Consider the following 25,584-nt stretch of genomic DNA (forward strand, 5'->3'; position numbering starts at 1 on the left):
GAGGCGGTCAAGGACAAGTCGCTTTTTAGGTCAGATGATGGGCGGGCCGGATTGCCATTGCTTCACGGCCTCGATCGGATGGATCAGCATCAGGATATTGAGCGTCAGATTGTCGCGAATGTGCAGCGCCAGCATGATCTCGAAGGCGAGGCCGATCAGGATCGTCGCTGATACGGGCAGAACGCGCGCGACGAGGAACCCGAGCATCATGGCCAGATTGTCGGAGACCGAATTGACGATGCTGTCGCCGAAATAATCCAGCGAGATCGTGCCGGCGCGGTAGCGCTCGATGATGAAGGGCGAGTTCTCGACGATCTCCCAGGCGCCTTCGATCAGCATGGCGATGATCAGTCGAGCCGGCCAGCATAGAGACAGCAACGGCAATCGCGCGAACAGCAGCCAGGTCAGGCCATAGAACAGGAAGCCGTGCAGAACATGGGAAAAGGTGTACCAGTCGGCGATGTGCTGGGAGTTCTCCGAGCTGTTCACCACGCCGTGCCACAGCTTGACATAGCCGCAGGTGCAGATCGGCACCCGCCCCATGCCGAACAGGATCGCAGCCTGCAGCGCCAGCAGCAACAGCGCGATGCCCGCCCAGGCGAGCGGCGGGAACGCCGTCTTGGCGGTGGAAGTCGCGGCAAGCGTCATGGGTCTCGGATCATCAGGAGTGCGGGACCATCGGGCGTAACGATCTCGTGCTGCGGCACGAATCCAGCTTTCTCATAGGCACGAATTGCGCGCGGATTGGCGGGGTTGGGGTCGATCACGATGCGCGGCACGCCGCGGGCAAAGAGCTGATCGATGAAAGCGCGAATGAAAGCCGAGCCGTGGCCGCATCCGACCATGTCAGCCTCGCCGATGAATTGATCGAGGCCGCGGGTGCCCACGGGCTGCGAGCCGAAGCTGACATGCCAATCGCCGATCTGGTAGCACTGCAGATAGGCGAAAGACCGACCGTCAAGGCTGACGATGAACTGCGCCAAGTCAGGATGCTCGAGGTCGCCGCTGACGAACTCGAGCGTCTCCGGATCATGCCACCATTCGGCGACATGCGGCGCGTCCAGCCAGCGCCGGATCATCGGCAGATCGGCCTCGGCCATCGGGCGGAAGGTGTGGGCGGGCGCCATGGCCTATCCCGCTGCCAGGCTCTCGATCGTCAAATTCCGGTTGGTGTAGACGCAGATGTCAGCGGCGATGTCGAGGGAGCGGCGGACGATGGTCTCGGCGTCCTTGTCGGTGTCGAGCAGGGCCCGTGCCGCCGCCAGCGCGTAATTGCCGCCGGAGCCGATCGCCATGACGCCGGCCTCGGGTTCGAGCACGTCCCCGGTGCCGGTCAGCACCAGGGAGACGTCCTTGTCGGCCACGATCATCATGGCCTCCAGCCGCCGCAAATAACGGTCGGTGCGCCAGTCCTTGGCCAGCTCGACCGCGGCCCGGGTCAGCTGCCCCGGATATTGCTCGAGTTTGGCTTCCAACCGCTCAAACAGCGTGAAGGCGTCGGCGGTCGCGCCGGCAAAGCCGCCGATCACATCGCCCTTGCCGAGCTTGCGGACCTTTTTAGCGTTGGACTTGATCACGGTCTGGCCGATCGAGACCTGGCCATCGCCGCCGACCACCACTTTGCCGCCCTTGCGCACCGTCAAAATCGTGGTGCCGTGCCAGCCCGGCGAGCTGTTCTGGGAATCCTGCATGAAGTACCTCGTTGTCCGGCCTGATTTAGGCGGTCGGGGGCAAGGGGACAACCAGGGCACAACGGGCCGCTCCGGCCCCAATTTGCTCACCATAGGTGGAAGTGCCGGCCTGCCAAGGCGATCCCGCGGTAGCGAAGGCGCCATTTGGCTGTTAAAAGACCGGCGTTTTCGGCCCCCGAGCCAGGATGAGAGCTAGTTTCAATGCGCACCGCTACGATCAAGCGCAAGACCAAGGAAACCGACATCGAGGTCTCCGTGAACCTCGATGGCACCGGCGTGGCCAATATCGCGACCGGCATCGGCTTTTTCGACCATATGCTCGATCTCCTCGCCCGCCATTCCCGCATCGACCTCACGGTCAAGGCGGTGGGCGATCTGCACATTGATTACCACCATACCACCGAAGACACCGGCATCGCGCTCGGCCAGGCGGTCAAGCAGGCGCTCGGCAACATGGCGGGCATCACCCGCTATGCCGGCGTGCACATGCCGATGGACGAGACGCTGTCGCGCGTGGTCATCGACATCTCGGGCCGCCCTTTCCTGGTGTTCAAGGCCGACTTCCCCCGCGACAAGATCGGCGAGTTCGACACCGAGCTGGTGCGCGAGTGGTTCCAGGCCTTCGCCATGAATGCCGGCGTGACTCTCCACGTCGAGACCCTATATGGCGATAACAGCCACCATATCGCCGAGTCCTGCTTCAAGGGCCTGGCGCGGGCGCTGCGCACCGCGGTCGCGATCGATCCGAAAGCGGCGGGAGAAATCCCGTCCACCAAGGGCTCGCTCGGCGGCTAACGTCTTTCGGCCAGCGGCTGCGCGCCGCTTGCGGCATCACTGAATTCCTAGGAACGGGGCATCACCATGCCTGTCTACACAGTTCATGCTCCCTCCCCTGCCGGAGCCGATCTGCGCGCGACCGACAAGTTCGTGTTCGTGCGCGACGGATTCCATTTCTGGGCGATGATCCTCGGTCCGTTCTGGCTGCTGTGGAATCGGCTGTGGCTGGCGCTGATCGGCTGGGTGGTTTTCGTCGCAGCGTTCAACGCCGGACTGTCGAGCCTCGGCGTCGGACGGGGCTCGATCTTCTTCGCCGATCTCATCGTCGCGCTGCTGATGGGTTTCGAGGCCTCGAGCCTGCGCCGCTGGACGCTGTCGCGCGGCAAATGGCGACAGCTCGACGTGGTGGTTGGCGATGACGAGGACACCGCCGAGCGTCGCTTCTTCGAGCGCTGGAGCCAGAAGCAGCACGGCATCGTCAACGATCAATGGGCCGTCGATCGCGGCGGCCCGCCGCCGACCCGCAGCGTGCCGGGTCAGCCATTCTCGAATCCGCCGCCGATTCCGGCCGGCGGCATCATCGGGTTGTTTCCAGAACCGGGAGGGTCAAGATGAGCGTCGCCATCATCGATTACGGTTCTGGCAATCTGCATTCCGCCGCCAAGGCGTTCGAGCGCGCCGCACGCAGCCTCGAAAATCCGCAAAAGGTTTTCGTCACCAGCGATCCCGATCAGGCCTACGAGGCTGACCGTCTGGTGCTGCCGGGCGTCGGCGCCTTCGCCGATTGCCGGCGCGGGCTCGATGCCGTCAATGGCATGGTCGAGGCGATCACCGAAGCGGTGCGGGTCAAGGCGCGGCCGTTCTTCGGCATCTGCGTCGGCATGCAGCTGATGGCGACCCGCGGCAAGGAGCACGTCACGACCGATGGCCTGAATTGGATCGGCGGCGACGTCGAGAAGATTACGCCGCGCGACGAGAGCCTGAAGATTCCGCACATGGGCTGGAACACGCTCGACGTACTGCAGGAACATCCGGTGCTGAACAGGTTGCCGCTCGGCCCCAAGGGCCAGCACGCTTATTTCGTGCACTCCTACCACCTCAATGCCGCCAACGAGGCGGACGTGCTCGCGCGCGCCGACTACGGCGGGCCCGTCACCGCGATCGTCGGCAAGGACACCGCGATCGGCACCCAATTCCACCCCGAGAAGAGCCAGCGCTTTGGCCTCGCTCTGATCTCGAACTTTTTGCGATGGAAACCGTGATCCTCTTTCCCGCGATCGATCTCAAGAACGGCCAATGCGTGCGGCTCGAGCAAGGCGACATGGCGCGCGCGACGGTGTTCAACCTCAATCCGGCGGCGCAGGCGCAGAGCTTCGTCGAGCAGGGCTTTGAGTATCTCCATGTCGTCGATCTCGATGGCGCCTTTGCCGGCAAGCCGGTGAATGCCGAGGCCGTCGAGGCGATGCTGAAGACGGTCAAGATTCCGGTGCAGCTCGGTGGCGGCATTCGCGATCTCGCGACCGTTGAAGCCTGGCTCGACAAGGGCATCACCCGCGTCATCATCGGCACCGCCGCGGTGCGCGATCCGGAGCTGGTGAAGGCTGCGGCGAAAAAATTCCCCGGCCGCGTCGCGGTCGGGCTCGACGCCCGCGACGGCAAGGTCGCGGTCGAAGGCTGGGCCGAGACCTCGCAGGTCACGGTGCTGGAGATCGCAAAGCGCTTCGAGGATGCCGGCGTTGCCGCCATCATCTTCACCGACATCGCGCGCGACGGCCTGCTCAAGGGCCTGAACCTCGATGCGACCATCGCGCTGGCCGACGCCATCTCGATTCCCGTGATCGCCTCAGGCGGCCTCGCCTCGATCGAAGATGTGAAAGCCATGCTGACACCGCGCGCGAAAAAGCTCGCCGGCGCGATTGCCGGCCGCGCGCTCTATGACGGCCGGCTCGATCCCGCCGCCGCCCTCACCTTGATCCGCAACGCGCGCGCGCCTGGGAGCTGACACATGTTCAAGGTGCGCGTGATCCCCTGCCTCGACGTCAAGGACGGACGGGTCGTCAAGGGCGTCAACTTCGTTGATCTCAGAGATGCCGGCGACCCCGTCGAAGCCGCGATCGCCTATGACGCCGCCGGCGCAGACGAACTCACCTTCCTCGACATCACCGCGACCCATGAGAATCGCGGCATCATGCTGGACGTGGTCCGGCGCACGGCGGAGGCCTGCTTCATGCCTGTGACCGTCGGCGGCGGCGTGCGGGAGGTCAACGACATCAAGACGCTGCTGCGAGCCGGCGCCGACAAGGTCTCGATCAACAGCGCCGCAGTATCCCGGCGTGAGTTCGTCAAGGAAGCGGCCGAGAAATTCGGCGAGCAATGCGTCGTGGTTGCGATCGATGCCAAGCGCGTCAAGCGCCCCGGCGGCGACCGTTGGGAGATCTTCACCCATGGCGGTCGCAATTCGACCGGCATCGACGCCATCGAATATGCCCAGGAAGTGGTCTCGCTCGGCGCCGGTGAGATCCTGCTGACCTCGATGGATCGCGACGGCACGAGGCAGGGCTTCGACATCCCGCTGACCCGGGCGATCGCCGACAGCGTTGCCGTGCCCGTGATAGCCTCAGGCGGCGTCGGTAATCTCGACCACCTCGTCGACGGTATCCGCGACGGCCACGCCACGGCCGTGCTGGCCGCCTCGATCTTCCATTTCGGGGAATTCACCATCCGCGAAGCCAAGGAGCACATGGCCCGGCGCGGACTGGCCATGCGCCTCGATGCCTGACGACTCCCGTTCGTAAAAGTGCTACATGAGGTAGCGGGGAATGGCCTCCGTGGCCAAGCGTGTTTCCGAGTAATTCCGATGCCGCGTTTCACGATCCACGATCTGGCCGAGACCATCGACGCCCGCGCGGCGGCCGGCGGCGAAGCGTCCTATACCCGCAAGCTCCTCGACAAGGGCGCAGAGCATTGCGCCAAGAAGTTCGGTGAGGAAGCAGTCGAAACCGTAATCGCAGCAGTCGAAAACGATCGCGCGCATCTGATCGCCGAGAGTGCCGACCTGCTCTATCACTTCCTTGTCTTGCTGAAGGCCCGCGGCGTAAAGCTGGAAGAGGTGGAAGCGGCGCTCGACAAGCGTACGAATATGTCAGGGCTGGAAGAGAAAGCGTCGCGTAAGGGCTAGTATAAGCCCCAAGGGAAAGGTCGCGTTATGGACATCCGCGCACCCGAGCAGCAGTATAATCCGTACCGCATCTATTCGCGCGAGGAGTGGGCGCGTCTGCGCGACGATACGCCGATGACGCTGGAGCCGGGCGAGTTCGACCGGCTGCGCTCGCTGCACGATCGCCTCGATCTCAAGGAAGTCGAGGACATTTATCTTCCGTTGTCGCGCCTGCTCTCGATCTATGTCGATGCGATGCAGCGCCTGTATTATGCGGAGCGCCAGTTCCTCAACATCCGCGACCGCAAGGTGCCCTACATCATCGGCGTCGCCGGCTCGGTCGCGGTCGGAAAATCCACCACGGCCCGCGTGCTCCAGGCCCTGCTGGCGCGCTGGTCGCCGCGCCCGAAGGTCGAACTCATCACCACCGACGGATTCCTCTATCCGAACGCCGTGCTCGACCGGCAGGGCATCATGCAGAAGAAGGGCTTTCCGGAAAGCTACGACCTGCCGCTGCTGCTCAGCTTCCTCTCCGATATCAAGTCCGGCCGCCGCCATGTGCGTGCACCGGTCTATTCGCATCTGACCTACGACATCGTGCCGAACCAGTGGGCCGAGATCGACCAGCCCGATATCCTAATCGTCGAGGGCGTCAACGTGCTGCAGACCGGCAAGCTGCCGCGCGACGGCAAGGCGGTGCCTGTGGTCTCCGACTTCTTCGATTTCTCGGTCTATATCGACGCCGACGAAGCCCCGTTGCGGCAATGGTACATCAAGCGCTTCCTGGCGCTGCGCGACACCGCATTCACCAATCCAAAGTCCTACTTCAACCGCTACGCGCTGCTGTCGGACGAGGAAGCTACTGCCACCGCGATCGCGATCTGGGAGCGCACTAACCTCGCCAATCTCGAGGACAATATCCTGCCGACCCGCCCTCGCGCGACGCTGATCCTGAAGAAGGGCGCCGACCACACCGTGGAGAACGTGGCGCTCAGGCGACTGTAGTCGCGGCGGTCGGCGGATCCTGCGCGTTCGTGCAGCGTGTCTTTTGTTGCAGACCGGCAAGAGGTATTGGGCTATGACCTTCGAAAACGCGAGGGCTCGATGGTTGATCGTCTCAGAAGTGCTGCGGAACAGCTCGAAGCACCGACCTGCCCGGATTGCCATGTCGAGATGAGGTGGTACCGCTCGGAACTGCTCGCGGACGAGCCGGTTCCGGTCATTGCGCATCTCTTCGTATGTCCGCATTGCAAGCGTGCGGCAAAGACCGACACCATCTTCAAGGGCATCCCGGGGCCGCCCGACAAGCTCTCCGCACCGCGCTTCATAGCTTGCGCCGCGTAGCAGGTCATTTCCGGACCTCCTGTTGCTCTTTCGAGCGGACGAAGACCTGCCAGGCCGTCAGGAACATAGCCGCGACGAGTGGGCCGATGACGAAGCCGTTTGCTCCGAAAGCCGCAAGGCCGCCCAGGGTGGCGAGCAACACAATATAGCTCGGCATCCGGATCGACTGTCCTACCAGGATGGGGCGGAGAAAGTTGTCCGCGAGGCCGATCACGAAGGTGCCGAAAGCGAGCAGGATGATTCCCTTCGTGACCGAGCCTGCCACGAGCAGATAGAGCCCGGCCGGAAGCCATACCAGCGCGGAGCCGAGCACGGGCAGAAGCGAGAGCAGCGCCATCAGCGCGCCCGCCAGTAGCGGCGCCGTCAGTCCGAGCAGCCAGAAGATCACCCCGCCAAGCGCGCCCTGAATCAGGGCAACGAGGATGATTCCCTTGATGGTCCCGCGAACCGCCAGGGTGAACGCATGCAGAATCTCGGCGCTGTGGCTCGCACGCAGCGGCAGGGCGTCGCGGATGCGTGCGTTCAGCTCGTCACCGTCGCGCAGCAGAAAAAACAGCAGGTACAACATCACGAGCAAGCTTGCGACGAATTCGAGGGTCAACTGACCGATGTTGATCGCGTGCCCGGCCAGCTGCTGGCCGGCCGGGACGAGCAGACCAGACAGGCGTTCCTTCAGGGCCGAAAAATCGATGCTGGCGAGCCGATCCGCCATGGGACCAGCCCAGTCGGGCAGCGCGGATTTCAGCTGCTGAAGCGGATGAGCAAAGCTGATCTCCCCCGACTGAACGCGCTGATACAGCTCCCCTCCCTGGTCGATAAGCGAAGCGATGACGATCGCGACAGGGATCAAGACGATCACCACCACGATGACGACGGTGGAGAATGCGACAAGGTTGCGCTTTCCCGGGAGGGTTTCCAGGAAGCGTCGATAGAGCGGGGCGAAGATGATGGCCAGCAGCGTGGCCCACAGCAATGCTCCGGAGAAAGGCCAGAGCACCCAGCCAAAGGCTAGCGTGACCACGGCAAGCAATACGAGAAATGAGCGGTCCTCCGATGTTCTCACGTGTTCGCCAGCCTTTCAGTCGGAACTCGCAAGACGTGGGTATCACAAGTCGATCGTGCGGGGGCAAGTCGCACAAGGTCAATCTGTCTGCGGCGTTTCGGCAATGTCTCGGCAAATCTCGGTTTGCGCAGACGTTGGCCGGATACCCTCCACGTGAGCCGGCTCGTCGAGAGGCCGGGGAAATCCGGCCCCTCCATCACGCCAGCGATCAGGGTCGAATGTGGGCGCTTCACTTGCCGGCTTTGGCGCTCCAATCTGCAGGCTTGAGGCGTCCGGCAAAGGTGGCGGGGCCCGAGCTGCCGGCCTTGTAAACGAAGGCCTCGCCTTCCCCGACGTCGCCGGCCTCCTTCCCGAAGGCATCGGCGATGTTCGTCTTGTGGGTGACCAGGAAATTGTTGCTGCCTGCCTTCGGCGGCGCGTCGACGAGCTTGCGCACGGCCTGCCCGGCCTTTGCATTGGCGCCGGTGGGGTTTGCCATTCCCGATGCGCTGGCGTTGCTGCTGTCCGTCAACGCGTCGACCGGCTTGACCTCGCGGCCGGAGATCAGCTTGCCGGCCTCGATCGCACGGTTGAGCCGGCTGGTGTAGACATCGCCGATCGGGATCGCGAGGTCCTTGACCGCTGCCCCGATCTGGAGCGCCATGTCCCTGCCCTTTTCGCTGAGCTGACGCTGGGCGCTCATGTCGTCGAACTTGAAGGGGTAGACGTCCTTTTGGTTGTCATCGGTGGCGGTGTGCCGAAAGATCAGCACGTAGCCGCCTTGCTTGAGCGAGGCGATGAGCTCCGGCGTATCGGCCGCGGCGTATCGGGAAAATCCAGCGAGAAGGACAGTAAGTACGAGGCGGCACAGCACGTTCATGCGCGAAACCCTCCTGCAATGCCCCCCGGAGGATGGTGACGCGCAACGCGGTCGATTTCAATTGTCGATTGCCAGATGGGATGAGGTTCCCGTGAGGTTTTCGATCAGACGGCCAGCCGCCGTGACGCCGCCAGCCCTGCCAGCGCTTCGTCCAGCTTGTCGCGATCGAGCGGCTTGATCAGGAATCCGTTCATGCCCGCTTCGAAGCAGGCATAGCGATCCTCCACCAGCGTATTGGCGGTGAGCGCAAGGATCGGCGTGTGGTGGCCGCCGGTCGCCGCCTCATGCGTTCGGATTCGCTTCGTCGCCTCGATGCCGTCGAGCTGCGGCATCTGGATGTCCATCAGCACGAGATCATAGGGCGTGCCGGCCGATGAAGCGGCGAGCCAGGACTCCAGCGCGGCCTCGCCGTGGACGGCGATGACGACGCGATGGCCGAGCTTCGTCAGCAGCGAGCGCATCAACAGCGCGTTGATCTCGTTGTCCTCGGCGACGAGGATCGACAGGCCCTTGGTCGCTCCTTTGGCCGGCGTCGCGCCGGCAGCTTCCGCCGGTGGTTCCGGCGCCAGATCGGGCGAGGCCACCTCCGGCGTCATCGCAAGGCGCGCGGCGAGCGAGGCCGCCCGCAGTGGCTTCACCAGAAAACCGGTGAAGGCCGGGGACAGCTTTTCGTGGCGCGAGCTAGAGGTCAGCAGCACGAGGCGCTGCAACGCATGCGCGCGGGCCATTTCGCCCAGCTGGTCGGCCGCGGCAGGGCCGATCGCACGATCGATCAGCACCGCGTGCCATGAGCGTTCCGGCAGCAGCGCTTCGGCGACCGCGGCATCCGTAATCATGCAGGTCTGGCCACCCCAGCGCTCGAGGCGCCGCGCGATCAGCGAGGCCTCGATGCCGTCGGCGACGAGGAGCATCGACTTGCCGGTGAGGTCGGGACTTGGAAAGGCCGTCTGTCCCGCGCTGGCTTGCGACGGCGGAAGCGGCACCGCGATCTCGAAGGTCGAGCCTTTGCCCGGCTCGCTCGCGAGCGTGATCCGGCCGCCCATGCGCTTGACGATGCGCTCGCTGATGGAAAGGCCGAGCCCGGTGCCGCCATAGGTGCGGGCGACGCGCTCGTCGGCCTGCTCGAATTCGCGGAAGATGCGCTGCTGCGCCTCCGGCGCAATGCCGATGCCGGTGTCGCGGACCAGGAAGCTGATCTCGTTCGGCCAGATGCCGGGCTCGACGATCAGCGCGACGCCACCGCTCGCGGTGAACTTGATGGCGTTGCCGGCGAGGTTGAGCAGCACCTGGCGCAGCCGCGCGGCATCGCCGACCACCTCCAGCGGCAGGCGCTCGTCGACATAGGCGGCGATCTCGAGCGCCTTGGCCTGCGCGCGGGGCGCGAGCAGCTCGGTGATCTCCTCGACCAGGGTCGAGAGCGCGAAGGGACGCTGCTCCAGATCAAGCTTGCCAGCCTCTATCTTGGAATAGTCGAGCAGCTCCTCGATCAGCGCCATCAAGGCTTCGCCCGAGGTTTTCACCGCCTTGGCATAGGTCGCCTGCTCCGGCGTCAGATTGGTGTCGAGCAGGAGGCCGCCCATGCCGATGATGCCGTTCAGGGGGGTGCGGATTTCGTGCGAGGCCATCGCGAGGAAGCGCGATTTGGCGCGGTTGGCGGCGTCGGCCTGGTCGCGCGCGTCGGACAGAGCGCGTTCGGTCTCGGTGCGGTCGGTGACGTCGCGCCCCACGCTCTGCAACTCGGCGGGCTGTCCGGCATCGAGGCGGACATAGCCCTCGCGCCAGGCGATCCAGCGCGCGCCGAGCGGGGTTGCGATCTTCTGGTCGTGGATGCGTGTGCCGCTGCTCTCGCGGGCGCTGTCACCCTGCTCCAGCACGTCGAAATCGAAGCGCGTGCCGACCAGCGCGCTGCGCGCCTGTCCTGCGAGCGCGCAATAGGCTTCGTTGGCAAAGGTGATGCGGCCATCGGTAGCGCGCAGCACGATGAGGTCGCCCTGCTGCTCGAACAGGCTGCGGGCGCGTTCTTCCGCCTCCTTCAGCTCCCAATTGCGATCGATCAGCGCCTCGTTGTGGGCGGCGAGCGTACGCAGCCGCTTGCCCACGAAACGCAGGCGCATGCTCAGCGTCGCAAGGCCGAGGCAGGCGAGCGCGAACAGGAAGCTCGCGCCGATCGCAAAGGTGTGGGGATCGTAGCCGGAGTTTTCGGACCGGCTGCCGGACACGAAGCCATAGGCGCCGCCGAAGGTCGCCGAGAAGATCATGAAAGAGCGGATCGCGAAAGCGATGCGGGGATGCTGTCGCCTGAAGCGGCGCATGCGCACCTTGATCCGGAACGTCCGACCCATCGCCACCGACCCCGACTCTTCTTCGAAATACCGCCACCCGCCGTCTGCGACGATGTCGCGCCGACCTTGCGAACAGCTTGAGGCTTTGGCGCTGCCTCCAAACAGGGTTGACCAGGTGTTAATGGCTCAGAGCGAGGCGGCCTGGAGCGGGAGCGGGCGATGGCCGCCATGGGCGCCGACGATCAGCGCCGCGGCCTCGCGCTGCGAGAACGACTTCGAGCGCACATAGATGCGGTAATCCGCCGGCCCTTCGGTGGAGAGATAGATCACCTGGCCGCCATCGACGGGCTGAGCGGCAATCGAGACAAGGCGCGTCGAGGGATTGGCCTGACAGGAATCCGGCTCGGAACCGAGACCGTCGTCGACCACGGCGAAGTCCGCAGTATCGGCATCGTCGGTGATCTGAACCCGCACCGTGGCCCGGGCGGGATCTTCGGTGAAGGCGACATGGACGCCGGCGGTCCAGAACAGGGAGGTGAGCTCGACCGAGGTTTCGCCGAGGGCGATGCAGGGATGCGAGACCGATCCGATCTCCGCGCGGGCGAACACCGCAGCCGCCAACAAGGGAACAACCGAGGCCAGGATCTTGAAACGCAACATGACACTCTACTCGCCGAGGCCCCGGGGAACTCATTGGGCCTTATGGTTTGCAGAGCGTAAAGGAAACTCGTTACCGCCGGGTTGATGCGCGGAATGATCAAGCCATCTGGCGCACATCCTCCGCGAGTGCGCGGTAGGACAGCGCTTCGGCGAGATGCAGCCGGCCGATCTTGTCGGCGCGATCGAGGTCCGCCAGCGTGCGCGCCACCCGCAGCACGCGGTGATAGCCGCGCGCCGACAGCCGCATGGTCTCGGCGGCGTCGCGCAGCAATTTGGCGCCTTGCGCGTCCGGCTTTGCGATCTCCTCCAGCACAGAGGCAGGAGCCTCGGCATTGGTGCGGACACGGGGCAGGCCGGCATCGGCATAACGCGCGAGCTGGATGTCGCGCGCCGCCGCCACGCGGGCGGCGACTTCGGCGGAGCCTTCTGCCGGTGGTGGCAGGATCAGATCGGCCGCGGTTACGGCGGGCACCTCGATGCGCAGGTCGATACGGTCCATCAGCGGGCCGGAGATGCGCGCCTGGTAGTCGCCCGTGCAGCGGTCGACGCGGCCGCGCTTGCAGGCATAGCCCGGCTCGAACGCGTTGCCGCAGCGGCACGGATTCATCGCCGCGACCAGCATAAAGCGGGCAGGGTAAGTGACGCGATGATTGGCGCGCGACACCGCGACCTCGCCGTTCTCCAGCGGCTGCCGGAGCGAATCCAGCACGCGCGGATCGAACTCCGGCAATTCGTCGAGGAACAGCACGCCCTGATGTGCCAGCGAGATCTCGCCGGGCTTTGCGCGCATGCCGCCGCCGGTGAGCGCAGCCATGCTCGCGGAATGATGCGGCGAGCGGAACGGCCGCTTGGCCGTCAGCGCGCCGCCCTCGATCTCGCCGGCGACGGAGGCGATCATCGAGACCTCGAGCAGTTCGCTCGGTGACAGCGGCGGCAGGATCGAAGGCAGGCGCGCCGCCAGCATCGATTTGCCGGCCCCGGGCGCCCCGATCATGAGCAAATGATGCCCGCCGGCGGCGGCGATCTCCAGCGCGCGCTTGGCGCTTTCCTGACCCTTGATGTCGCGCAGGTCGAGCGTGGAGGCGGCGGGCTCATGCACCTTCGGTGACGGCCGCGACAGCACCTGGGTGCCCTTGAAGTGGTTGGCGATCTGGATCAGCGAGCTTGCCGCGATGATCTGGATGTCCGGGCTCGCCCATGCCGCTTCGGAGCCGCACGAGGCCGGGCAGATCAGCCCTTCCTCGCGCATATTGGCGCCGAACGCGGCGGGAAGAACGCCGGCCACGGGCGCGATCGAGCCGTCGAGGCCGAGCTCGCCGAGCACGGTGAAGCCGGTCAGCGCATCCGGCGGGATCGCGCCGATCGCCGCCATCAGGCCGAGTGCGATCGGCAGGTCGTAATGGCTGCCTTCCTTCGGAAGGTCGGCCGGCGCCAGGTTGACGATGATCCGCCGCGCCGGCAGCGCCAACCCTGAGGCGATTAGCGCCGAGCGCACCCGCTCGCGCGCCTCCGACACCGCCTTGTCCGGCAGGCCGACGATGGCAAATGCCGGCAGGCCCGGCGCGACCTGCACCTGCACGTCGACCGCGCGGGCCTCGATCCCCTCAAAGGCGACGGTGGAAACCCGCTGAACCATGCTAAAACCAGCCTGCCCCTCTCGCACAATTAGGGGTAGCAGAGCCCGGCCCTTTCCGCAAGAACAATACGGGAACGATCCCGGAGGGCGAGCAAGCCCTAACCAATCGTAAACGCCACGCCGACACTAAGCCTCGAATGCCGGCTTCTGTCCTCAGCACATTCCAACGAATGTCCGCTATTCCTGAGGCTGCGGGATGGGCCGTGGTCTAACGGGTGAACAATTCAAATGCTTGCAAATCGCCGGAGAAGCGAACGTCGGGTGTGCAGCCGGCTCGCCAAGATCCATTTTGGCGCGGGCTCGCTGCCGCGGGACTGCACGATCACGGATATCTCGGATGGCGGCGTGAAAGTGGTGGCGGAATTCCTGGAAGTGCCGCCGCAATTCACCATCATCTTCGCACCCGATTATTCTCGCCAATGCCGCCTGCGCTGGCGCATCGGCTGCGAATTCGGTGCCGAGTTCACCGACTAAAGCGCGATGCGATGAGGACCAATCGTCGTCGCGCTTTAGGTTGTTGTTTAAGCATGATCTTTCCGGAAAACCGCTGCGCACTTTCCGGATCATGCTTTGAGGTCACACAGGCCGCGTCCTTAACGGGACTTTAGCGTTAATCGGTAAGCATCTCTGATCAGTTGCCGAGTGATCAGAGTATGTCCAAGCGTTCGTCCCTCGCCTCTCCCCAGGCGAGATTGCTGCTTCCCGCACTCCTGGTGCTTGTCCTCGGCGGTTGCCAGACCGCCGGCATCGAGGATGTGACCGGTGCGCTCGGTGTCAGATCGGAAACGGCGGTCAAAGCCGACGCCAAGCCAGAGATGGACGCCTTGCGCGAGCGCTATCGCGCCAAGCCCAGTGATCCCAACGTTGCGCTCGCCTACGGCAAGGCGCTGCGCGAGACCGGCCAGCGCGCGCAGGCGGTTGCGGTCATGGAGCAGGCGGTGCTCGCCCATCCCAGCAACAAGGCGCTGCTCGCCGGCTATGGCCGCGCGCTCGCCGACAGCGGCAATTTCCAGCAGGCCTTCGACGTCCTCAGCCGCGCGCATGCGCCGGAGGATCCGGACTGGCGCATCCTGTCGGCGCAAGGTGCGGCGCTCGATCAGCTCGGCCGCAACGAGGAGGCGCAGCAATATTATGCCGCGGCGTTGAAGATCGTGCCGGACGAGCCGACCGTGCTGTCCAATCTCGGCCTGTCCTATATGCTGCAAAACAATCTGCCGAAGGCCGAACAGGTGCTCGGCCGCGCTTATCAGCGCAATCAGAACGATGCGCGGGTCCGCGCCAATCTCGCGCTCGTGCTGGGATTGCAGGGCCGCGAGGCCGAGGCCGAAATCCTCGTGAAGGCAGATTTGCCGCCGGACCAGGCCGCGGCCAAGGTCGCGGCGCTGCGGCAGCTGCTGGCGAAGAAGCAGCAGCGGGCGGACAAGTAGTCCGCCCCTTTTGGTGTACGCTTACGACGCCTTGCGATGCGGCGCCGAGTTGCGGCTTGACTTGCCCTTCAACTTCTTCAGCAGCGGTCCGAGCAGCGAGCGCTTCGGCTTCTTCACCTCGCCGCGGCCGGCGAGGCGGTTCGCCATGTTCTGGAACAGCTCGGTGGTGCGGTGGTTCTTGGAGACCTCCGCGATCATCTGGCCGTTATTGGCGGCGGTGGAGAACAGCTTTGAATCGAACGGGATCACCGCGATCGGCTGGCTTTCCATGGTCTTGGCGAACGCCTTGACCTCGATCTCCGCGCGCTTGTGCATGCCGACCTGGTTGATGCAATACAGCGGCGGCCGGTCGTTCGGCCGCGCCGCCTTCAGCACGCTCAGCATGTTCTTGGTGTTGCGCAAATTGGCGAGATCGGGCTCGGCCACGATGACGATGTCGTCGGCGTTCACCAGCGCGCGCCGCGTCCAGCCGGACCATTGGTGGGGAACGTCGAGCACGATGCAGGGCGTGGTCATGCGCAGCGTGTCGAACACGGCGTCGAAAGCTTCGGCGCCGAAATCGTAGACGCGGTCGAGGGTGGCAGGCGCCGCGAGCAGGCTGAGGCGCTCGGTGCATTTGGAGAGCAGGCGCTCCATCAGCGCCGTGTCCGGCCGGTCCTGCGACAGCACCGCGTTGGCGATACCCTGCACCGGGTCCTGGTTGTAGTCGAGGCCCGCGGTGCCGAAGGCGAGGTCGAGGTCGATCACGACGGAATCGAGCGCGAGGTCACGCGCAATGGTCCAGGCCAAATTGTGCGCGACGGTGGAGGCGCCGACGCCGCCCTTGGCGCCGACCACCGCGATGACGCGGCCGGTGATGATGGCCTCGGAGGCCGAGAACAGACTGCAGATGGAGCGGACCACGTCGAGGGTTTCGACCGGTCCCACCACATAATCGTTGACGCCGCGGCGTACCAGCTCGCGATAGGGCGCGGTGTCGTTGGGATTGCCGATCACGACCACGCGTGTGCCGGGGTCGCAGACGCCGGCGAGGTCGTCCAGTCCCTCGAGGATGTCGCGCGTGCCGTCGGATTCGATCACGATCACGTTCGGCGTCGGCATCGATTCATAGACTTCGATCGCCGCGGCAAGGCCACCGTCCTTGGCGGTGAGGTGCGCCTTGGCGAGCCGGCGGTCCTGCCCGGCCGCGGTTACCGCGGCCAGCGTCTTCTCGGTCTCGCAAAAGGCCTGCACCGAAATGCGGGGAACCGGCGCAATGTGTTCCTCGGGGTGCTGCGGATCGTCCGCTTCTTCGTCGTGGATGCCCGTCATTTGCCTGTGTCGCTGAGCTTGGCCCTGTCGGCCTCGGAATTGGGAGTCGAGATCGCAGTGCCCTTGCGGTAGCGATCAAAGGCGATGTCGCGCCGCGCGGTATAGGCCGGCGTCTCGGATCGCGGCTGCTCGAGGTCGGCCGGATTGTCGATCATCGCGGCGAGATTGCGCTGGCTGGCGCAGCCCAGATTGAAGTAGGGCCGGTTCTCGTTGTAGCCGGGATCGAGGATGTTGGGGCCGAGGTCTTCCGGCCACAGCCCGCAGGGGCCGGCGACCGCGGCGATCTTCGAATAGCTCAGGCGGATGGTGGGCAGCAGCCCGGGATCTTCAGGGCGATAGGGATGCTGGACGATGGCACGCGACGGCACGCCGCCGGATGCGAGCACGGAACGGATTTCCCGATAGGTCGCAGCCGCCGCGCGCGAATTCGCAGCGTCGACGGGAACGTCGACGACGACGGACCCGGTGCCTTCGCGCACCCAGTCCCGGGCGATGCCCGCGACGTCCGAATGCTGCGCGGCCGACAGGCCGCCCCTCGCCTTGCCGACGAAGATCACGATCGACTTCTTGCCTTCCTGCACCGCGATCGGGTGGCGCTGGCGATAGTCGGTCGGCACCGTCTGGGTGACGATCTCGCCGGTGGTGTTGCAGGCGCCCAGCATGACGGAGAGCCCCGTCAGTGCCAGCGCGACGCCTAGATTGCGACGTCGATCGGCTGTGGTCTTCGTCATCGCTTCGTCCCCTCTTGCCCCGATTCCCGCCCCGTTCCCCAGCCGTCCGTTCGTCTCAGTCGATGATGAAGCCGAAATCGCCGGGCGCGCCGGCGATCGGATCGACGCGACGCGCGATGCCATAGAGGCGGTTCATGCGGCCGAGCAGTGCGGTCTGCGCGTCCGAGGCCGGCGCGAAGCCGTCGTCGGGCCGCGCCAATTCCTTCTGGGCGACCGCGCGCACCACATAGGGCGTCACGATCACCATCAGCTCGGTCTCGTTGTTGACGAAGTCCTGGCTGCGGAACAGCGCGCCGATGATCGGCACCTGGTCGACGCCGGGCAGGCCGTTGATCGCCTGCTTGGTCTGCTGCTGGATCAGGCCGGCCATCGCCATCGAGCCGCCCGAGGGAATTTCCAGCGTCGTCTCGGCGCGGCGAGTCTGGATCGAGGGGATGGTGATCGAGTTGCTCGAGGTCGAGGACACCGCCTGGGTCAACGTGATCGAATTCGTATTCGACAGCTCCGAGACCTCGGTCATCACGCGCAGGCTGATGCGACCTTCGCTGAGCACGACGGGAGTGAAGTTCAGGGAGATGCCGAACTTCTTGTAGGTGACCTGGGTGGTACAGACGTGGGTGACCGGATCGCAGGAATAGCCTGCCGGGATCGGGAATTCGCCGCCGGCGATGAAGGTGGCGGATTCGCCCGAGATCGCGGTCAGGCTCGGTTCGGCGAGCGTGCGCATGACGCCGGCGCTTTCCATCGCGCGCATGGTGGCGCTGACGGTGGCGACGCCCTTGGCGAGGCCGGCGACGCCGAGCCCGTTGCTGCCGACGATCGGTCCGCCCGAGACCGAGAACGGGTTGGAATTGTTGAAATTCACCACCGCGGTGCCGGCGTTCAGGCTGGCGCTGAGATCGACGCCGAGCTGCTTGACGATGTCGCGGCGCACTTCGCCGACGACGACCTTGAGCATCACCTGGTCGCGGCCGCGCACGACGATGCTGTTGACGACCTTGTCCGAGCCGCCGACCAGTTTTGCGGCGACCTCGCCGGCCTGCTGGGCCTCGACTGGGCTCGACACCGATCCGGTCAGCATCACGCTGTCGCCGACGCCTTCGATCTGGACGCCCGGCAGCGACTGGCGCAGGGCCGCGCGCATGCCGTTGAGGTCGCGCTTCACTGCGATGTCATAGGAGGCGACCTGCTGGCCGTCGGCAGTGAAGAACACGACGTTGGTCTGGCCGACCTGGCCGCCGATGATATAGGCGCGCTGGGCCGAGCGGATCACTGCATTGGCGATCTTGGGATCGGCCACCAGCACGTCCTTGACCTCGCGCGGCAGGTCGATGACGACGGATTTGCCGACGCCAAGCGAGAGAAAACGCGTCTTCGCCGACGCGATGGTCCCGACCGACGACACGCCGAGATCCGGTGCCCGCATCGGCGCCTGGTCGCCGACCGGCGCATCCGTCGCGCTGACCAGGTCGGGGGCTGCGAGCAGCCCCAGCACCAGCATCGTCCCCGTCCAGAACGAGCGCGTGCGCTTCCCCCGAAGGCGCAGGCCCATCCGATCATCCCCGTAGTTCATGCTATCCCCATCATCACTTCTGTGACGTCAATTGCCGTGCCTGCACCCCGTAACGGATCACGTTCACGCCGCCCGCACGCTTGATCCCCTGGTCCTCGGGCGTGCCGTCGACTGCGTTGGCATCGACGATGCTCCGCAGCGCGAGCTGGAGCGTGCCGCCCTGGCGCGCGGCTGCGAGCACTGCGACCTGGTCGGGCCGAAGCTCGAGCGTGACGGTCTTGCCGACGACGGCGTTCTGGCCGTCCTTCTCCTTCGGCGCCTGGTCGATCGCGAGCACGCGGATGTTGGTCAGGATGACCTCGGACAGGACGAGGTCGTTGCCGCCGGTCGGACCGTTGTTGTTGGCGCCGTCGGGGTTCTTCAGACGGCGAGTCAGGACGATGTCGACGCGGTCATTCGGAAGGATGAAGCCGCCAGCGGCGGTCTCGGCTGAAATCTCGGTGGAAACGGCGCGCATCCCGGCGGGCAGGATCGCGGCCATGAAGCCGGAGCCGTCGGCCTTGACCAGCTTCTGCTCGCGGATCGGCTCGCCCTGCATCAGGGGGACGCGGGCGATCGAGCCGGCAATCTGGGTCTGCGCCTCGGGCCTGCTGTCGCGGCGGATGAAGGCGCTGCTCGCGGTCGCTGCCGGCCAGGCCTGCCATTGCAGGTCCTCGGGCTTCACGGCCTGGCCGAGCCCGATGTCGGACTTGGCGACGAGGACCTCGACGGTCGGCAGCTTCTCGGCGACGGGCAGGACGGGCGCGGGCTTGTTGTCGAAGCCGCTCGCCAGATACGCAGCGACACCACCGGCGCCCAGCGCGATGACGAGAACGACAATGCGTGCGGTATTCATACGCTTCTACTCTTACGCGGGGCACTCGAACCGCACCTGGCGGGTTCCCCGTGTCGATGAGTAGGGAGTAAAAGTATAAGGGGTGTTGCGAGGCCGAATGCGATGGCCGGCCTCGATGCTGGTTTTCGGCAGATGGTGAACGCGGCGTTATCCGGTCGGCCAGCAGCCCCGTAGATTCACGCAGTACGGAACGTCCGTTCGAATGACATGCGCGGCGTCATGGTGAATGGGTGGTTAGTGGTGTGTGGGTGCGATCATGCCAATGAGATCGCAGCGCGCTCCATAACATCGGTGTCGTCCCGGCGAACGCCGGGACCCATAACCCCAGGGAGCAGCTTGACGAAGATTGAGCGCCCGGTACCGCGACCAAGCTCCCCGGATAGATTCCGCGGTATGGGTCCCGGCGTTCGCCGGGACGACGCTGAGGAGAGTTCGCGCGCTCCGCAACGTCATCATTGCAGAGTGCTACTTCGCCCGCTTCTGTTCGATCACGTCCCAGACCTTCGCCGCAACATCCGGGCCACCGAGGCGCGCGATAGCGCGGATGCCCGTCGGCGAGGTGACGTTGATCTCGGTGAGGTTGCCGTTGATGACGTCGATGCCAACGAACAACAGGCCGCGCTCGCGTAGCGCCGGACCGACGGTGGCGCAGATCTCGCGCTCGCGCGGGGTGAGCTCGGTCTCCTGCGCCGCGCCGCCGCGCACCATGTTGGAGCGGAGGTCGTCGGCGGCCGGCACGCGGTTGACGGCGCCGGCGAACTCGCCGTTGACCAGGATGATGCGCTTGTCGCCGTGCCTCACCTCGGGGATGAATTGCTGGATCACCCAGGGCTCCCGGAACGTCACCGAGAACATGTCGAAGAGCGAGCCGAAATTCATGTCCTGCGGCATCACGCGGAACACCGCTGCGCCGCCATGGCCATGCAACGGCTTCATGACGACGGCGCCGTGCTTGTCGCGGAACGCGTTGATCTCATCTAAGTCGCGCGAGATCAGCGTCGGCGGCATCAGCTGCGGAAAATTCATCACGAACAGCTTTTCCGGCGCGTTGCGCACCGAGGCGGGATCGTTGACCACCAGCGTCTTCGGATGGATGCGCTCCAGAAGATGTGTCGAGGTGATGTAGGCGAGGTCGAACGGCGGGTCCTGGCGCAGCAGCACCACGTCAAAGCCGTTCAGCGCCTCGCGCCTGGGCTCGCCGAGCGTGAAGTGATCGCCCGGCTCGTCGCGCACGGTCAGGAGCTGAACCGGAGCCACGATCTCCTCGCCGACCATCGAGAGCTTGTCGGGCGTATAATAGGACAGGCCGTGGCCGCGCTTCTGCGCCTCCAGAAGCAGCGCAAAGGTGGAATCGCCCTTGATGTTGATGCGGGCGATGGGGTCCATCTGGACGGCGACGTTCAGTTTCATGGTCTGCCTTTCAGGTCGAGGCGTCGAATGCCGCCAACACATGGCGCGGAAGTGAGCGCGGCGCAATCAGCATGGCGTCGAATCGCAATTCGAATTCGGCATGCTCGGGATGCGCCACGAGCCAGCCTTGCGCGGCGTCGATGATGCGCTGCTGCTGGCGCGGCGTCACGGCGAAGGCCGCGTCATCCAGCGTGGCCCGCGCCTTGACCTCGACGAAAGCGATCAGATTGCGGCGGCGCGCCACGATGTCGATCTCGCCATGCGGGGTGCGGTAGCGTTTGGCCAGGATGCGATAGCCCTTGGCCATCAGATAGGCCGCGGCGCGACTCTCCGCGGAGATGCCGGTGTGGAACGCGGCGACGCGCTCGGGCGAGGCGACCTTCGGCTCCACCGGGACCTCAGTCTTCGCCATCGCCGCCCCTTAAGTCCTTGGCGAGCTCGAGCGCGCGAGCATAGACCTCGCGGCGCGGCCGGCCCGAGAGCGCGACCGCGTGCGCGACGGCATCCTTGACGCTGTGCGCGGCAAGTTGCTCGCGCAACAGACCGTCCAGCGCATCCGACGTCAGCATCTCGGCGTCGGCCGCCGGCGGCGCGATCACCAGCACGAACTCGCCGCGCGTCTCCAGCGTATCGGCCTCGCGCGCCAGCTGGCTCAACGGAGCGCGCGAGATCTCCTCGTGCAGCTTGGTCAGCTCGCGGCAGATCGCGGCCTCGCGCGCCCCCATGATCTCGGCGAGCTCGGCCAGCGTGTCCTGCACGCGGTTGCCGGATTCGAACATCACCAGCGTCGCATCGATGCGCGCGAGTTCGGTCAAGCGCGCCTTTCGCGCGGCGGATTTCGCCGGCAAAAAGCCTTCGAAGAAGAAGCGGTCGGTCGGCAGTGCCGCCACCGACAGCGCCGCCAGCACCGAGGACGGGCCGGGCAGGGCATACACCGCATGGCCGGCGGCGCAGACCTCGCGCACCAGCTTGAAGCCGGGATCGGAGATCAGCGGCGTGCCGGCGTCGGAGACCAGCGCAATCGAGCCGCCCTGCCCCAGCGCCTCCAGGATTTTCGGGCGCGCGGCTTCCGCATTGTGCTCGTGATATTGCTTGAGCTGCGCGGCGATGGCGTAGCGCTCGGTCAGGCGCCGGGTGATGCGGGTGTCCTCGCAGGCGATGACATCGACGCCGGCGAGGGTCTGGAGCGCCCGCAGCGTGATGTCGCCGAGATTGCCGATGGGGGTTGCGACCAGATGGAGGCCCGGTGCCGCCTTCGGCGCCGCAAGCCGATGGGCATCGATGCAGAAACCGCGCGAGGCGGCGTCTTGAGCTTCAGGCGTATTTATCGGGACCGGCTTTGCGCGCATAATGAAGTCAACTTAGGCACGATCCGCAGGGCTGGGAACCGGTTCGCCGAAAAAGATCGCGCCGAGGTGAGGGGCGAGGAACGGACGGGAATGTGATCGATCCAGGATCACGCCGAGAGGGCGTGAGGGCTCTCGCGCCATATTCGCGACCGAAACGCCGCCTTGATGCTGAATGAGCGAGGGCAAATAGCTGCCGGGACAGCAAGGCGGCCGCGTTAAGCGGCTATTATCCTTTTGTTTCGGTTAACTATTTGCCGACAATATGCCTGAATCCGTGGCTTGTGTCGTGGAAAGAATGTCGTGACCCGCCGGCGCCGACGGGTCAGAAGAGAAGCTGAAATGGTGGGCCCGCGTTATCCAAAATCTCCCGTTCCGGGGTCCCTGATGTCAGGGGCGACCCGCCGGAGCGCGCTCGGCCTGTTGCTCGGCACGCCACTGCTGTCGGCCTGCGCCGGCGTGCAGCAGAGCCTGAGCCAGTTTTCCAACCCCTTCTCGAACTCGACGCCGCCGGCTCAGCCCGCAGGTCCCCCGCAACAGGCGACGACCGCCGGCACCGGCGGCGTGAAGGTCGCCGTGATTCTGCCGCTCTCGGCCGCCGGCAATGCCGGCTTGGCCGCGCAATCCATGCGCAACGCCGCCGAGATGGCGCTGGCCGAGTTCCAGAACCCGAACATCCAGCTGCTGATCAAGGATGACAATGGCAGCCCGCAAGGCGCGCAGGGCGCCGCGCAGCAGGCCGTCGACGAAGGCGCCGAGATCATTTTGGGACCGCTGTTCGCGCAATCGGTGCCGGCGGTGGCGCAAGTCGCGCGCACGCGCGGCATTTCCGTGATGGCGTTCTCGACCGATTCCAGCATCGCCGGCCGCGGCGTCTATTTGCTCTCCTTCCTGCCGGAGTCCGACGTCAACCGCATCGTCGAATATTCCGCCAGCATCGGAAAGCGCTCCGTCGCCGTGCTGGTGCCCGACAATGCCTATGGCAATGTCGTCGAGGCCGCGGTGAAAGCGGCCGTGCCGCGCCGCGGCGGGCGCATCGTCTCGTTCGAAAAATACGGCGCCGATCGCGCCACGCCGGCGCGCACCGTGGCGCAGCAACTCGGCAGCGCGGATGCGTTGTTCATTGCCGATGACGGCGATGCCGTGGTGACGGTCGCAGATGCGATGACCGCGGCGGGCGCGAACTTACGCAACATCCAGTTGCTCGGCACCGGCCTGTGGGACAATCCGCGGGTTTATGCGAATGCGAGCTTGCAAGGCGGCCTCTATGCCGCGCCCGACCCGGCCGGCTTCCGCGCCTTCTCCGGCCGCTACCGCACCAAATACGGCGCCGAACCGATTCGCACGGCAACGCTGGCCTATGACGCGGTCGCCCTCGTCGCCGCGCTGGCGCGCACGCAAGGCACCACGCGCTTCTCGTCCGACGTACTGACCAATCCGTCCGGCTTTGCCGGCATCGACGGCCTGTTTCGTTTCCGTGCGGACGGCACCAACGAGCGCGGGCTTGCGGTGATGAAGGTGACCCAGGGTGGCGGCGTTGCCGTCGCGGGCTCGCCGAAGAGTTTTGGGGCGTAGTTCGGGACGACAGTGCCGTAGGGTGGGCAAAGGCGCGCTTCGCGCCGTGCCCACCATCTCTCAGCTAATCGCATGGAATTCGTGGGCACGCTTCGCTTTGCCCACCCTACGGCAGCGCGTTATGCCGCGAGATCCGCGACCACTGCATCCAGCACCGGAAAACCGCTGCTCGTCACGCGCAAGCGGCCCGTCGCATCCACCGTGATCGCGCCTTCCTCGCGCAGCAGCGCGATGCGCTTGGGATCGAGCGGGCGGCCGGAGAGGGCTTTGTAGCGCTCGGGGTCGATGCCTTCGGCGAGGCGCAGTCCCATCAGCAAAAATTCGTCGGCGCGCTCTTCGCTGTTGAGCAGATCGTCGGTGACGACACCATGGCCATTGGTCTCGACCCGCATCAGCCAGGCCTCGGGACGCTTCTCGGTGGCGGTGGCGTGCCTGACGCCGTCGATGTCGAGCCGGCCATGCGCGCCGGGGCCGATGCCGGCATATTCCTCGCCGCGCCAATAGACCAGATTGTGCCGGCACTCGGCGCCGCGCCGTGCGTGATTGGAGATCTCGTAGGCGGGCAGCCCGAGCTTGTCGCAGGTCTCCTGCGTGACGTCGTAAAGCGCGCGCGCCACCGCTTCGTCCGGCGTCTTCAATTTGCCGGCCTGGTGCAGGCCGAAGAACGGCGTGCCTTCCTCGATCGTCAATTGATAGAGCGACAGATGCTCGGCCGCTTCGTCGATGGCGAGACGCAGCTCATCGGCCCACATCGCCGGCGTCTGGTCGGGACGGGCGTAGATCAGATCGAACGAATAGCGATCGAACGAGCGGCGCGCTATGGCGACGGCATCGAGCGCCTCGCGCGCGCTGTGCAGGCGGCCCAGCGCTTTCAGCGAGGCATCGTCGAGCGCCTGCACGCCGAGCGAGACGCGGTTGACGCCGGCGGTGCGATAGCCGGCAAAGCGCGTGGCTTCGACGCTGGTCGGATTCGCCTCCAGCGTCACCTCGACATCGCTGGCGACGGTCCAGTGCTTGCCGATCGCATCGAGCACCGCGCCGACCGTTGCGGGCTGCATCAACGACGGTGTGCCGCCGCCGAGAAAGATCGAGGTGACCTCACGGCCGGGCGAGCGCTCGGCGGTGGCTGCGATCTCGCGCGCGAAGGCGGAGGCGAAGCGCGCCTCGTCGATCGCGGCGTGACGGACATGGCTGTTGAAGTCGCAATAGGGGCATTTCGACAGGCAGAACGGCCAGTGCACGTAGACGCCGAAGGCTTCCTTAGCGCGGCTCAAGGCAGATCTCCGCCAGTTTCACGAAGGCGCGGGCGCGATGCGACAGGCCAAGGCCGAGCGGCGGCAGGCCGTGCTTCTCGATGCTGTCCATCTCGCCGAAGGTGCGGCTGTGGCCGTCCGGCAGGAACATCGGGTCGTAGCCGAAGCCGGCGGTGCCGCGCGGCGGCCAGACCAGCGTGCCGTCGACGCGCGCCTCGACCTCTTCGAGATGATCGTCGGGCCAGGCGACGCAGAGCGCGGAGACGAAATGCGCTTTGCGCTTGTCCGGCGTGGTGGCGCCGCGCTCCTGCAACAGGCGCTCGATCTGCGCCATCGCCGCAGCGAAATCCTTGGAAGGTCCAGCCCAACGCGCGGAGAAAATGCCCGGCGCGCCGTCGAGTGCGTCGACCACGATGCCGGAATCGTCGGCAAAGGCGGGAAGCTTGGTCGCCCGCGCTGCCGCGATCGCCTTGATCGTGGCATTGCTGCGGAAATCGTTGCCGGTCTCGTCGGGCTCGCCGAGGCCGAGCTCTCCGGCCGACACCGCCTCGATGCCGTACGGCGCGAGCAGCTCCTTCATCTCGGCGAGCTTGCCGGGATTATGGGTGGCGATGACCAGCTTTCCGGTGATTCGGCGGTGCATGGGCTTATTGA

The 25,584-nt window shown here is 65.6% G+C and carries 28 protein-coding genes; 11 read left to right on the forward strand and 17 right to left on the reverse strand.

All coding sequences use genetic code 11. From position 1 onward, the window contains the following. Nucleotides 1–30 precede the first annotated feature (30 nt). Genes GDN70_RS03160 through hslV form a run of 3 tightly spaced genes read right to left on the reverse strand, consistent with a single transcriptional unit; the run spans nucleotide 31 to nucleotide 1,691 of the window. Entirely contained in the window at nucleotides 31–648 is a 618-nt protein-coding gene (locus GDN70_RS03160; RefSeq protein ID WP_152102143.1) for a DUF2585 domain-containing protein, read from the reverse strand. Continuing rightward, nucleotides 645–1,127 (reverse strand): GNAT family N-acetyltransferase, encoded by a 483-nt coding sequence (locus tag GDN70_RS03165; protein ID WP_028139385.1) that lies wholly within the window; start codon nucleotides 1,125–1,127, stop codon nucleotides 645–647. Before GDN70_RS03165 ends, GDN70_RS03160 begins: the two co-directional genes overlap by 4 nt. A 3-nt stretch (nucleotides 1,128–1,130) precedes the next feature. Then, the gene (gene hslV / locus GDN70_RS03170) at nucleotides 1,131–1,691 is read right to left on the reverse strand and encodes an ATP-dependent protease subunit HslV (RefSeq protein WP_018323528.1); all 561 of its coding nucleotides are present in this window, start codon (nucleotides 1,689–1,691) and stop codon (nucleotides 1,131–1,133) included. Between the two features lie 201 nt (nucleotides 1,692–1,892). Here hslV and hisB point away from each other — a divergent pair, with 201 nt between their 5' ends. From hisB to GDN70_RS03210, 8 genes are all read left to right on the forward strand, one after another. After that, nucleotides 1,893–2,486, forward strand: a complete 594-nt coding sequence (hisB, locus tag GDN70_RS03175; protein ID WP_018323527.1) for an imidazoleglycerol-phosphate dehydratase HisB — start codon at nucleotides 1,893–1,895, stop codon at nucleotides 2,484–2,486. 66 nt (nucleotides 2,487–2,552) lie between these two features. Continuing rightward, nucleotides 2,553–3,083, forward strand: a complete 531-nt coding sequence (locus GDN70_RS03180; RefSeq protein WP_028139386.1) for a DUF2628 domain-containing protein — start codon at nucleotides 2,553–2,555, stop codon at nucleotides 3,081–3,083. Next, nucleotides 3,080–3,730: an imidazole glycerol phosphate synthase subunit HisH gene (gene hisH / locus GDN70_RS03185; protein ID WP_028139387.1), complete on the forward strand. Its 651-nt coding sequence runs from the start codon at nucleotides 3,080–3,082 to the stop codon at nucleotides 3,728–3,730. Before GDN70_RS03180 ends, hisH begins: the two co-directional genes overlap by 4 nt. After that, nucleotides 3,727–4,470, forward strand: coding sequence for a 1-(5-phosphoribosyl)-5-[(5-phosphoribosylamino)methylideneamino]imidazole-4-carboxamide isomerase (gene hisA / locus GDN70_RS03190; RefSeq protein WP_028139388.1), 744 nt, complete (start codon nucleotides 3,727–3,729; stop codon nucleotides 4,468–4,470). Before hisH ends, hisA begins: the two co-directional genes overlap by 4 nt. Before the next feature lie 3 nt (nucleotides 4,471–4,473). Continuing rightward, complete coding sequence (hisF, locus tag GDN70_RS03195) at nucleotides 4,474–5,247, forward strand: imidazole glycerol phosphate synthase subunit HisF (RefSeq protein WP_018323523.1); 774 nt, start codon at nucleotides 4,474–4,476, stop codon at nucleotides 5,245–5,247. A gap of 78 nt (nucleotides 5,248–5,325) precedes the next feature. Further along, the gene (locus tag GDN70_RS03200; protein ID WP_018323522.1) at nucleotides 5,326–5,646 is read left to right on the forward strand and encodes a phosphoribosyl-ATP diphosphatase; all 321 of its coding nucleotides are present in this window, start codon (nucleotides 5,326–5,328) and stop codon (nucleotides 5,644–5,646) included. A gap of 27 nt (nucleotides 5,647–5,673) precedes the next feature. After that, entirely contained in the window at nucleotides 5,674–6,630 is a 957-nt protein-coding gene (coaA, locus tag GDN70_RS03205) for a type I pantothenate kinase (RefSeq protein ID WP_028139389.1), read from the forward strand. Between the two features lie 99 nt (nucleotides 6,631–6,729). Then, nucleotides 6,730–6,969: a hypothetical protein gene (locus GDN70_RS03210; protein ID WP_152102144.1), complete on the forward strand. Its 240-nt coding sequence runs from the start codon at nucleotides 6,730–6,732 to the stop codon at nucleotides 6,967–6,969. Between the two features lie 4 nt (nucleotides 6,970–6,973). On the opposite strand, the gene GDN70_RS03215 is transcribed toward GDN70_RS03210, so the two are convergent. The 5 genes from GDN70_RS03215 to GDN70_RS03235 all read right to left on the reverse strand — a co-directional run bounded on the left by GDN70_RS03215 (nucleotide 6,974) and on the right by GDN70_RS03235 (nucleotide 13,469). Further along, nucleotides 6,974–7,990: an AI-2E family transporter gene (locus GDN70_RS03215; protein WP_371731602.1), complete on the reverse strand. Its 1,017-nt coding sequence runs from the start codon at nucleotides 7,988–7,990 to the stop codon at nucleotides 6,974–6,976. A 271-nt stretch (nucleotides 7,991–8,261) separates the two neighbouring features. After that, nucleotides 8,262–8,891 (reverse strand): histidine phosphatase family protein, encoded by a 630-nt coding sequence (locus GDN70_RS03220; protein ID WP_152102145.1) that lies wholly within the window; start codon nucleotides 8,889–8,891, stop codon nucleotides 8,262–8,264. A gap of 104 nt (nucleotides 8,892–8,995) precedes the next feature. Continuing rightward, nucleotides 8,996–11,233, reverse strand: a complete 2,238-nt coding sequence (locus GDN70_RS03225; RefSeq protein ID WP_173015744.1) for a PAS domain-containing hybrid sensor histidine kinase/response regulator — start codon at nucleotides 11,231–11,233, stop codon at nucleotides 8,996–8,998. Nucleotides 11,234–11,359: 126 nt separating this feature from the next. After that, on the reverse strand, nucleotides 11,360–11,833 hold the full coding sequence (locus tag GDN70_RS03230) for a hypothetical protein (protein WP_028139394.1): 474 nt from the start codon (nucleotides 11,831–11,833) through the stop codon (nucleotides 11,360–11,362). Nucleotides 11,834–11,930: 97 nt separating this feature from the next. Next, on the reverse strand, nucleotides 11,931–13,469 hold the full coding sequence (locus tag GDN70_RS03235) for a YifB family Mg chelatase-like AAA ATPase (protein WP_152102147.1): 1,539 nt from the start codon (nucleotides 13,467–13,469) through the stop codon (nucleotides 11,931–11,933). A gap of 228 nt (nucleotides 13,470–13,697) precedes the next feature. On the opposite strand from GDN70_RS03235, the gene GDN70_RS03240 reads away from it, so the two are divergent. Further along, nucleotides 13,698–13,943: a PilZ domain-containing protein gene (locus tag GDN70_RS03240; RefSeq protein ID WP_011083489.1), complete on the forward strand. Its 246-nt coding sequence runs from the start codon at nucleotides 13,698–13,700 to the stop codon at nucleotides 13,941–13,943. A gap of 179 nt (nucleotides 13,944–14,122) precedes the next feature. Next, nucleotides 14,123–14,896 carry a tetratricopeptide repeat protein gene (locus tag GDN70_RS03245; protein ID WP_152102148.1) on the forward strand — a complete coding sequence of 258 codons (774 nt, stop codon included), beginning with the start codon at nucleotides 14,123–14,125 and terminating at the stop codon, nucleotides 14,894–14,896. 21 nt (nucleotides 14,897–14,917) lie between these two features. Here GDN70_RS03245 and GDN70_RS03250 read toward each other — a convergent pair whose 3' ends face one another. The 7 genes from GDN70_RS03250 to rsmI all read right to left on the reverse strand — a co-directional run bounded on the left by GDN70_RS03250 (nucleotide 14,918) and on the right by rsmI (nucleotide 22,105). Next, entirely contained in the window at nucleotides 14,918–16,207 is a 1,290-nt protein-coding gene (locus tag GDN70_RS03250) for an AAA family ATPase (protein WP_028139397.1), read from the reverse strand. Next, nucleotides 16,204–16,938, reverse strand: coding sequence for a CpaD family pilus assembly protein (locus tag GDN70_RS03255; RefSeq protein WP_028139398.1), 735 nt, complete (start codon nucleotides 16,936–16,938; stop codon nucleotides 16,204–16,206). Before GDN70_RS03255 ends, GDN70_RS03250 begins: the two co-directional genes overlap by 4 nt. 55 nt (nucleotides 16,939–16,993) lie before the next feature. Continuing rightward, entirely contained in the window at nucleotides 16,994–18,511 is a 1,518-nt protein-coding gene (locus tag GDN70_RS03260; RefSeq protein ID WP_038972284.1) for a type II and III secretion system protein family protein, read from the reverse strand. 13 nt (nucleotides 18,512–18,524) lie between these two features. Further along, nucleotides 18,525–19,346: a Flp pilus assembly protein CpaB gene (cpaB, locus tag GDN70_RS03265; protein ID WP_038972285.1), complete on the reverse strand. Its 822-nt coding sequence runs from the start codon at nucleotides 19,344–19,346 to the stop codon at nucleotides 18,525–18,527. A 465-nt stretch (nucleotides 19,347–19,811) separates the two neighbouring features. Beyond that, complete coding sequence (gene gshB, locus GDN70_RS03270) at nucleotides 19,812–20,756, reverse strand: glutathione synthase (protein ID WP_038948653.1); 945 nt, start codon at nucleotides 20,754–20,756, stop codon at nucleotides 19,812–19,814. Between the two features lie 10 nt (nucleotides 20,757–20,766). Continuing rightward, a complete protein-coding gene (locus tag GDN70_RS03275; RefSeq protein ID WP_028139402.1) occupies nucleotides 20,767–21,168 on the reverse strand; it encodes a YraN family protein in 402 nt (133 codons plus the stop codon). Continuing rightward, nucleotides 21,155–22,105, reverse strand: a complete 951-nt coding sequence (gene rsmI / locus GDN70_RS03280; RefSeq protein ID WP_038972286.1) for a 16S rRNA (cytidine(1402)-2'-O)-methyltransferase — start codon at nucleotides 22,103–22,105, stop codon at nucleotides 21,155–21,157. The genes GDN70_RS03275 and rsmI overlap by 14 nt, the downstream gene beginning before the upstream one ends. Before the next feature lie 339 nt (nucleotides 22,106–22,444). Between rsmI and GDN70_RS03285 the strand changes: the two genes are divergently transcribed. After that, a complete protein-coding gene (locus GDN70_RS03285) occupies nucleotides 22,445–23,677 on the forward strand; it encodes a penicillin-binding protein activator (RefSeq protein ID WP_028139404.1) in 1,233 nt (410 codons plus the stop codon). Nucleotides 23,678–23,796: 119 nt separating this feature from the next. Here the strand turns inward: GDN70_RS03285 and hemW are convergent, their stop codons facing one another. Together hemW and rdgB are read right to left on the reverse strand one after the other, a co-directional pair. Beyond that, nucleotides 23,797–24,951 (reverse strand): radical SAM family heme chaperone HemW, encoded by a 1,155-nt coding sequence (hemW, locus tag GDN70_RS03290; RefSeq protein WP_152102149.1) that lies wholly within the window; start codon nucleotides 24,949–24,951, stop codon nucleotides 23,797–23,799. Further along, nucleotides 24,938–25,573 (reverse strand): RdgB/HAM1 family non-canonical purine NTP pyrophosphatase, encoded by a 636-nt coding sequence (gene rdgB, locus GDN70_RS03295; RefSeq protein ID WP_152102150.1) that lies wholly within the window; start codon nucleotides 25,571–25,573, stop codon nucleotides 24,938–24,940. Before rdgB ends, hemW begins: the two co-directional genes overlap by 14 nt. Between the last annotated feature and the right edge of the window lie 11 nt (nucleotides 25,574–25,584).

This window comes from Bradyrhizobium sp. TM102, from assembly GCF_009176685.1.
In the GTDB taxonomy this organism is placed as follows: domain Bacteria; phylum Pseudomonadota; class Alphaproteobacteria; order Rhizobiales; family Xanthobacteraceae; genus Bradyrhizobium; species Bradyrhizobium ottawaense.

Excerpts from the sequence above, each read along its gene's own strand:
- GDN70_RS03260 (WP_038972284.1), bottom strand. The coding sequence starts at position 18,511 with ATGAACTACGGGGATGATCGGATGGGCCTGCGCCTTCGGGGGAAGCGC.
- GDN70_RS03245 (WP_152102148.1), top strand. The coding sequence starts at position 14,123 with ATGTCCAAGCGTTCGTCCCTCGCCTCTCCCCAGGCGAGATTGCTGCTT.
- cpaB (WP_038972285.1), bottom strand. The coding sequence starts at position 19,346 with ATGAATACCGCACGCATTGTCGTTCTCGTCATCGCGCTGGGCGCCGGT.
- hslV (WP_018323528.1), bottom strand. The coding sequence starts at position 1,691 with ATGCAGGATTCCCAGAACAGCTCGCCGGGCTGGCACGGCACCACGATT.
- rdgB (WP_152102150.1), bottom strand. The coding sequence starts at position 25,573 with ATGCACCGCCGAATCACCGGAAAGCTGGTCATCGCCACCCATAATCCC.
- rsmI (WP_038972286.1), bottom strand. The coding sequence starts at position 22,105 with ATGCGCGCAAAGCCGGTCCCGATAAATACGCCTGAAGCTCAAGACGCC.
- GDN70_RS03250 (WP_028139397.1), bottom strand. The coding sequence starts at position 16,207 with ATGACGGGCATCCACGACGAAGAAGCGGACGATCCGCAGCACCCCGAG.
- GDN70_RS03225 (WP_173015744.1), bottom strand. The coding sequence starts at position 11,233 with ATGGGTCGGACGTTCCGGATCAAGGTGCGCATGCGCCGCTTCAGGCGA.
- GDN70_RS03275 (WP_028139402.1), bottom strand. The coding sequence starts at position 21,168 with ATGGCGAAGACTGAGGTCCCGGTGGAGCCGAAGGTCGCCTCGCCCGAG.
- hisH (WP_028139387.1), top strand. The coding sequence starts at position 3,080 with ATGAGCGTCGCCATCATCGATTACGGTTCTGGCAATCTGCATTCCGCC.
- hisF (WP_018323523.1), top strand. The coding sequence starts at position 4,474 with ATGTTCAAGGTGCGCGTGATCCCCTGCCTCGACGTCAAGGACGGACGG.
- GDN70_RS03160 (WP_152102143.1), bottom strand. The coding sequence starts at position 648 with ATGACGCTTGCCGCGACTTCCACCGCCAAGACGGCGTTCCCGCCGCTC.
- GDN70_RS03165 (WP_028139385.1), bottom strand. The coding sequence starts at position 1,127 with ATGGCGCCCGCCCACACCTTCCGCCCGATGGCCGAGGCCGATCTGCCG.
- hisB (WP_018323527.1), top strand. The coding sequence starts at position 1,893 with ATGCGCACCGCTACGATCAAGCGCAAGACCAAGGAAACCGACATCGAG.
- GDN70_RS03255 (WP_028139398.1), bottom strand. The coding sequence starts at position 16,938 with ATGACGAAGACCACAGCCGATCGACGTCGCAATCTAGGCGTCGCGCTG.
- GDN70_RS03230 (WP_028139394.1), bottom strand. The coding sequence starts at position 11,833 with ATGTTGCGTTTCAAGATCCTGGCCTCGGTTGTTCCCTTGTTGGCGGCT.
- GDN70_RS03240 (WP_011083489.1), top strand. The coding sequence starts at position 13,698 with ATGCTTGCAAATCGCCGGAGAAGCGAACGTCGGGTGTGCAGCCGGCTC.
- gshB (WP_038948653.1), bottom strand. The coding sequence starts at position 20,756 with ATGAAACTGAACGTCGCCGTCCAGATGGACCCCATCGCCCGCATCAAC.
- coaA (WP_028139389.1), top strand. The coding sequence starts at position 5,674 with ATGGACATCCGCGCACCCGAGCAGCAGTATAATCCGTACCGCATCTAT.
- GDN70_RS03285 (WP_028139404.1), top strand. The coding sequence starts at position 22,445 with ATGGTGGGCCCGCGTTATCCAAAATCTCCCGTTCCGGGGTCCCTGATG.
- GDN70_RS03235 (WP_152102147.1), bottom strand. The coding sequence starts at position 13,469 with ATGGTTCAGCGGGTTTCCACCGTCGCCTTTGAGGGGATCGAGGCCCGC.
- GDN70_RS03210 (WP_152102144.1), top strand. The coding sequence starts at position 6,730 with ATGGTTGATCGTCTCAGAAGTGCTGCGGAACAGCTCGAAGCACCGACC.
- GDN70_RS03180 (WP_028139386.1), top strand. The coding sequence starts at position 2,553 with ATGCCTGTCTACACAGTTCATGCTCCCTCCCCTGCCGGAGCCGATCTG.
- GDN70_RS03200 (WP_018323522.1), top strand. The coding sequence starts at position 5,326 with ATGCCGCGTTTCACGATCCACGATCTGGCCGAGACCATCGACGCCCGC.
- GDN70_RS03220 (WP_152102145.1), bottom strand. The coding sequence starts at position 8,891 with ATGAACGTGCTGTGCCGCCTCGTACTTACTGTCCTTCTCGCTGGATTT.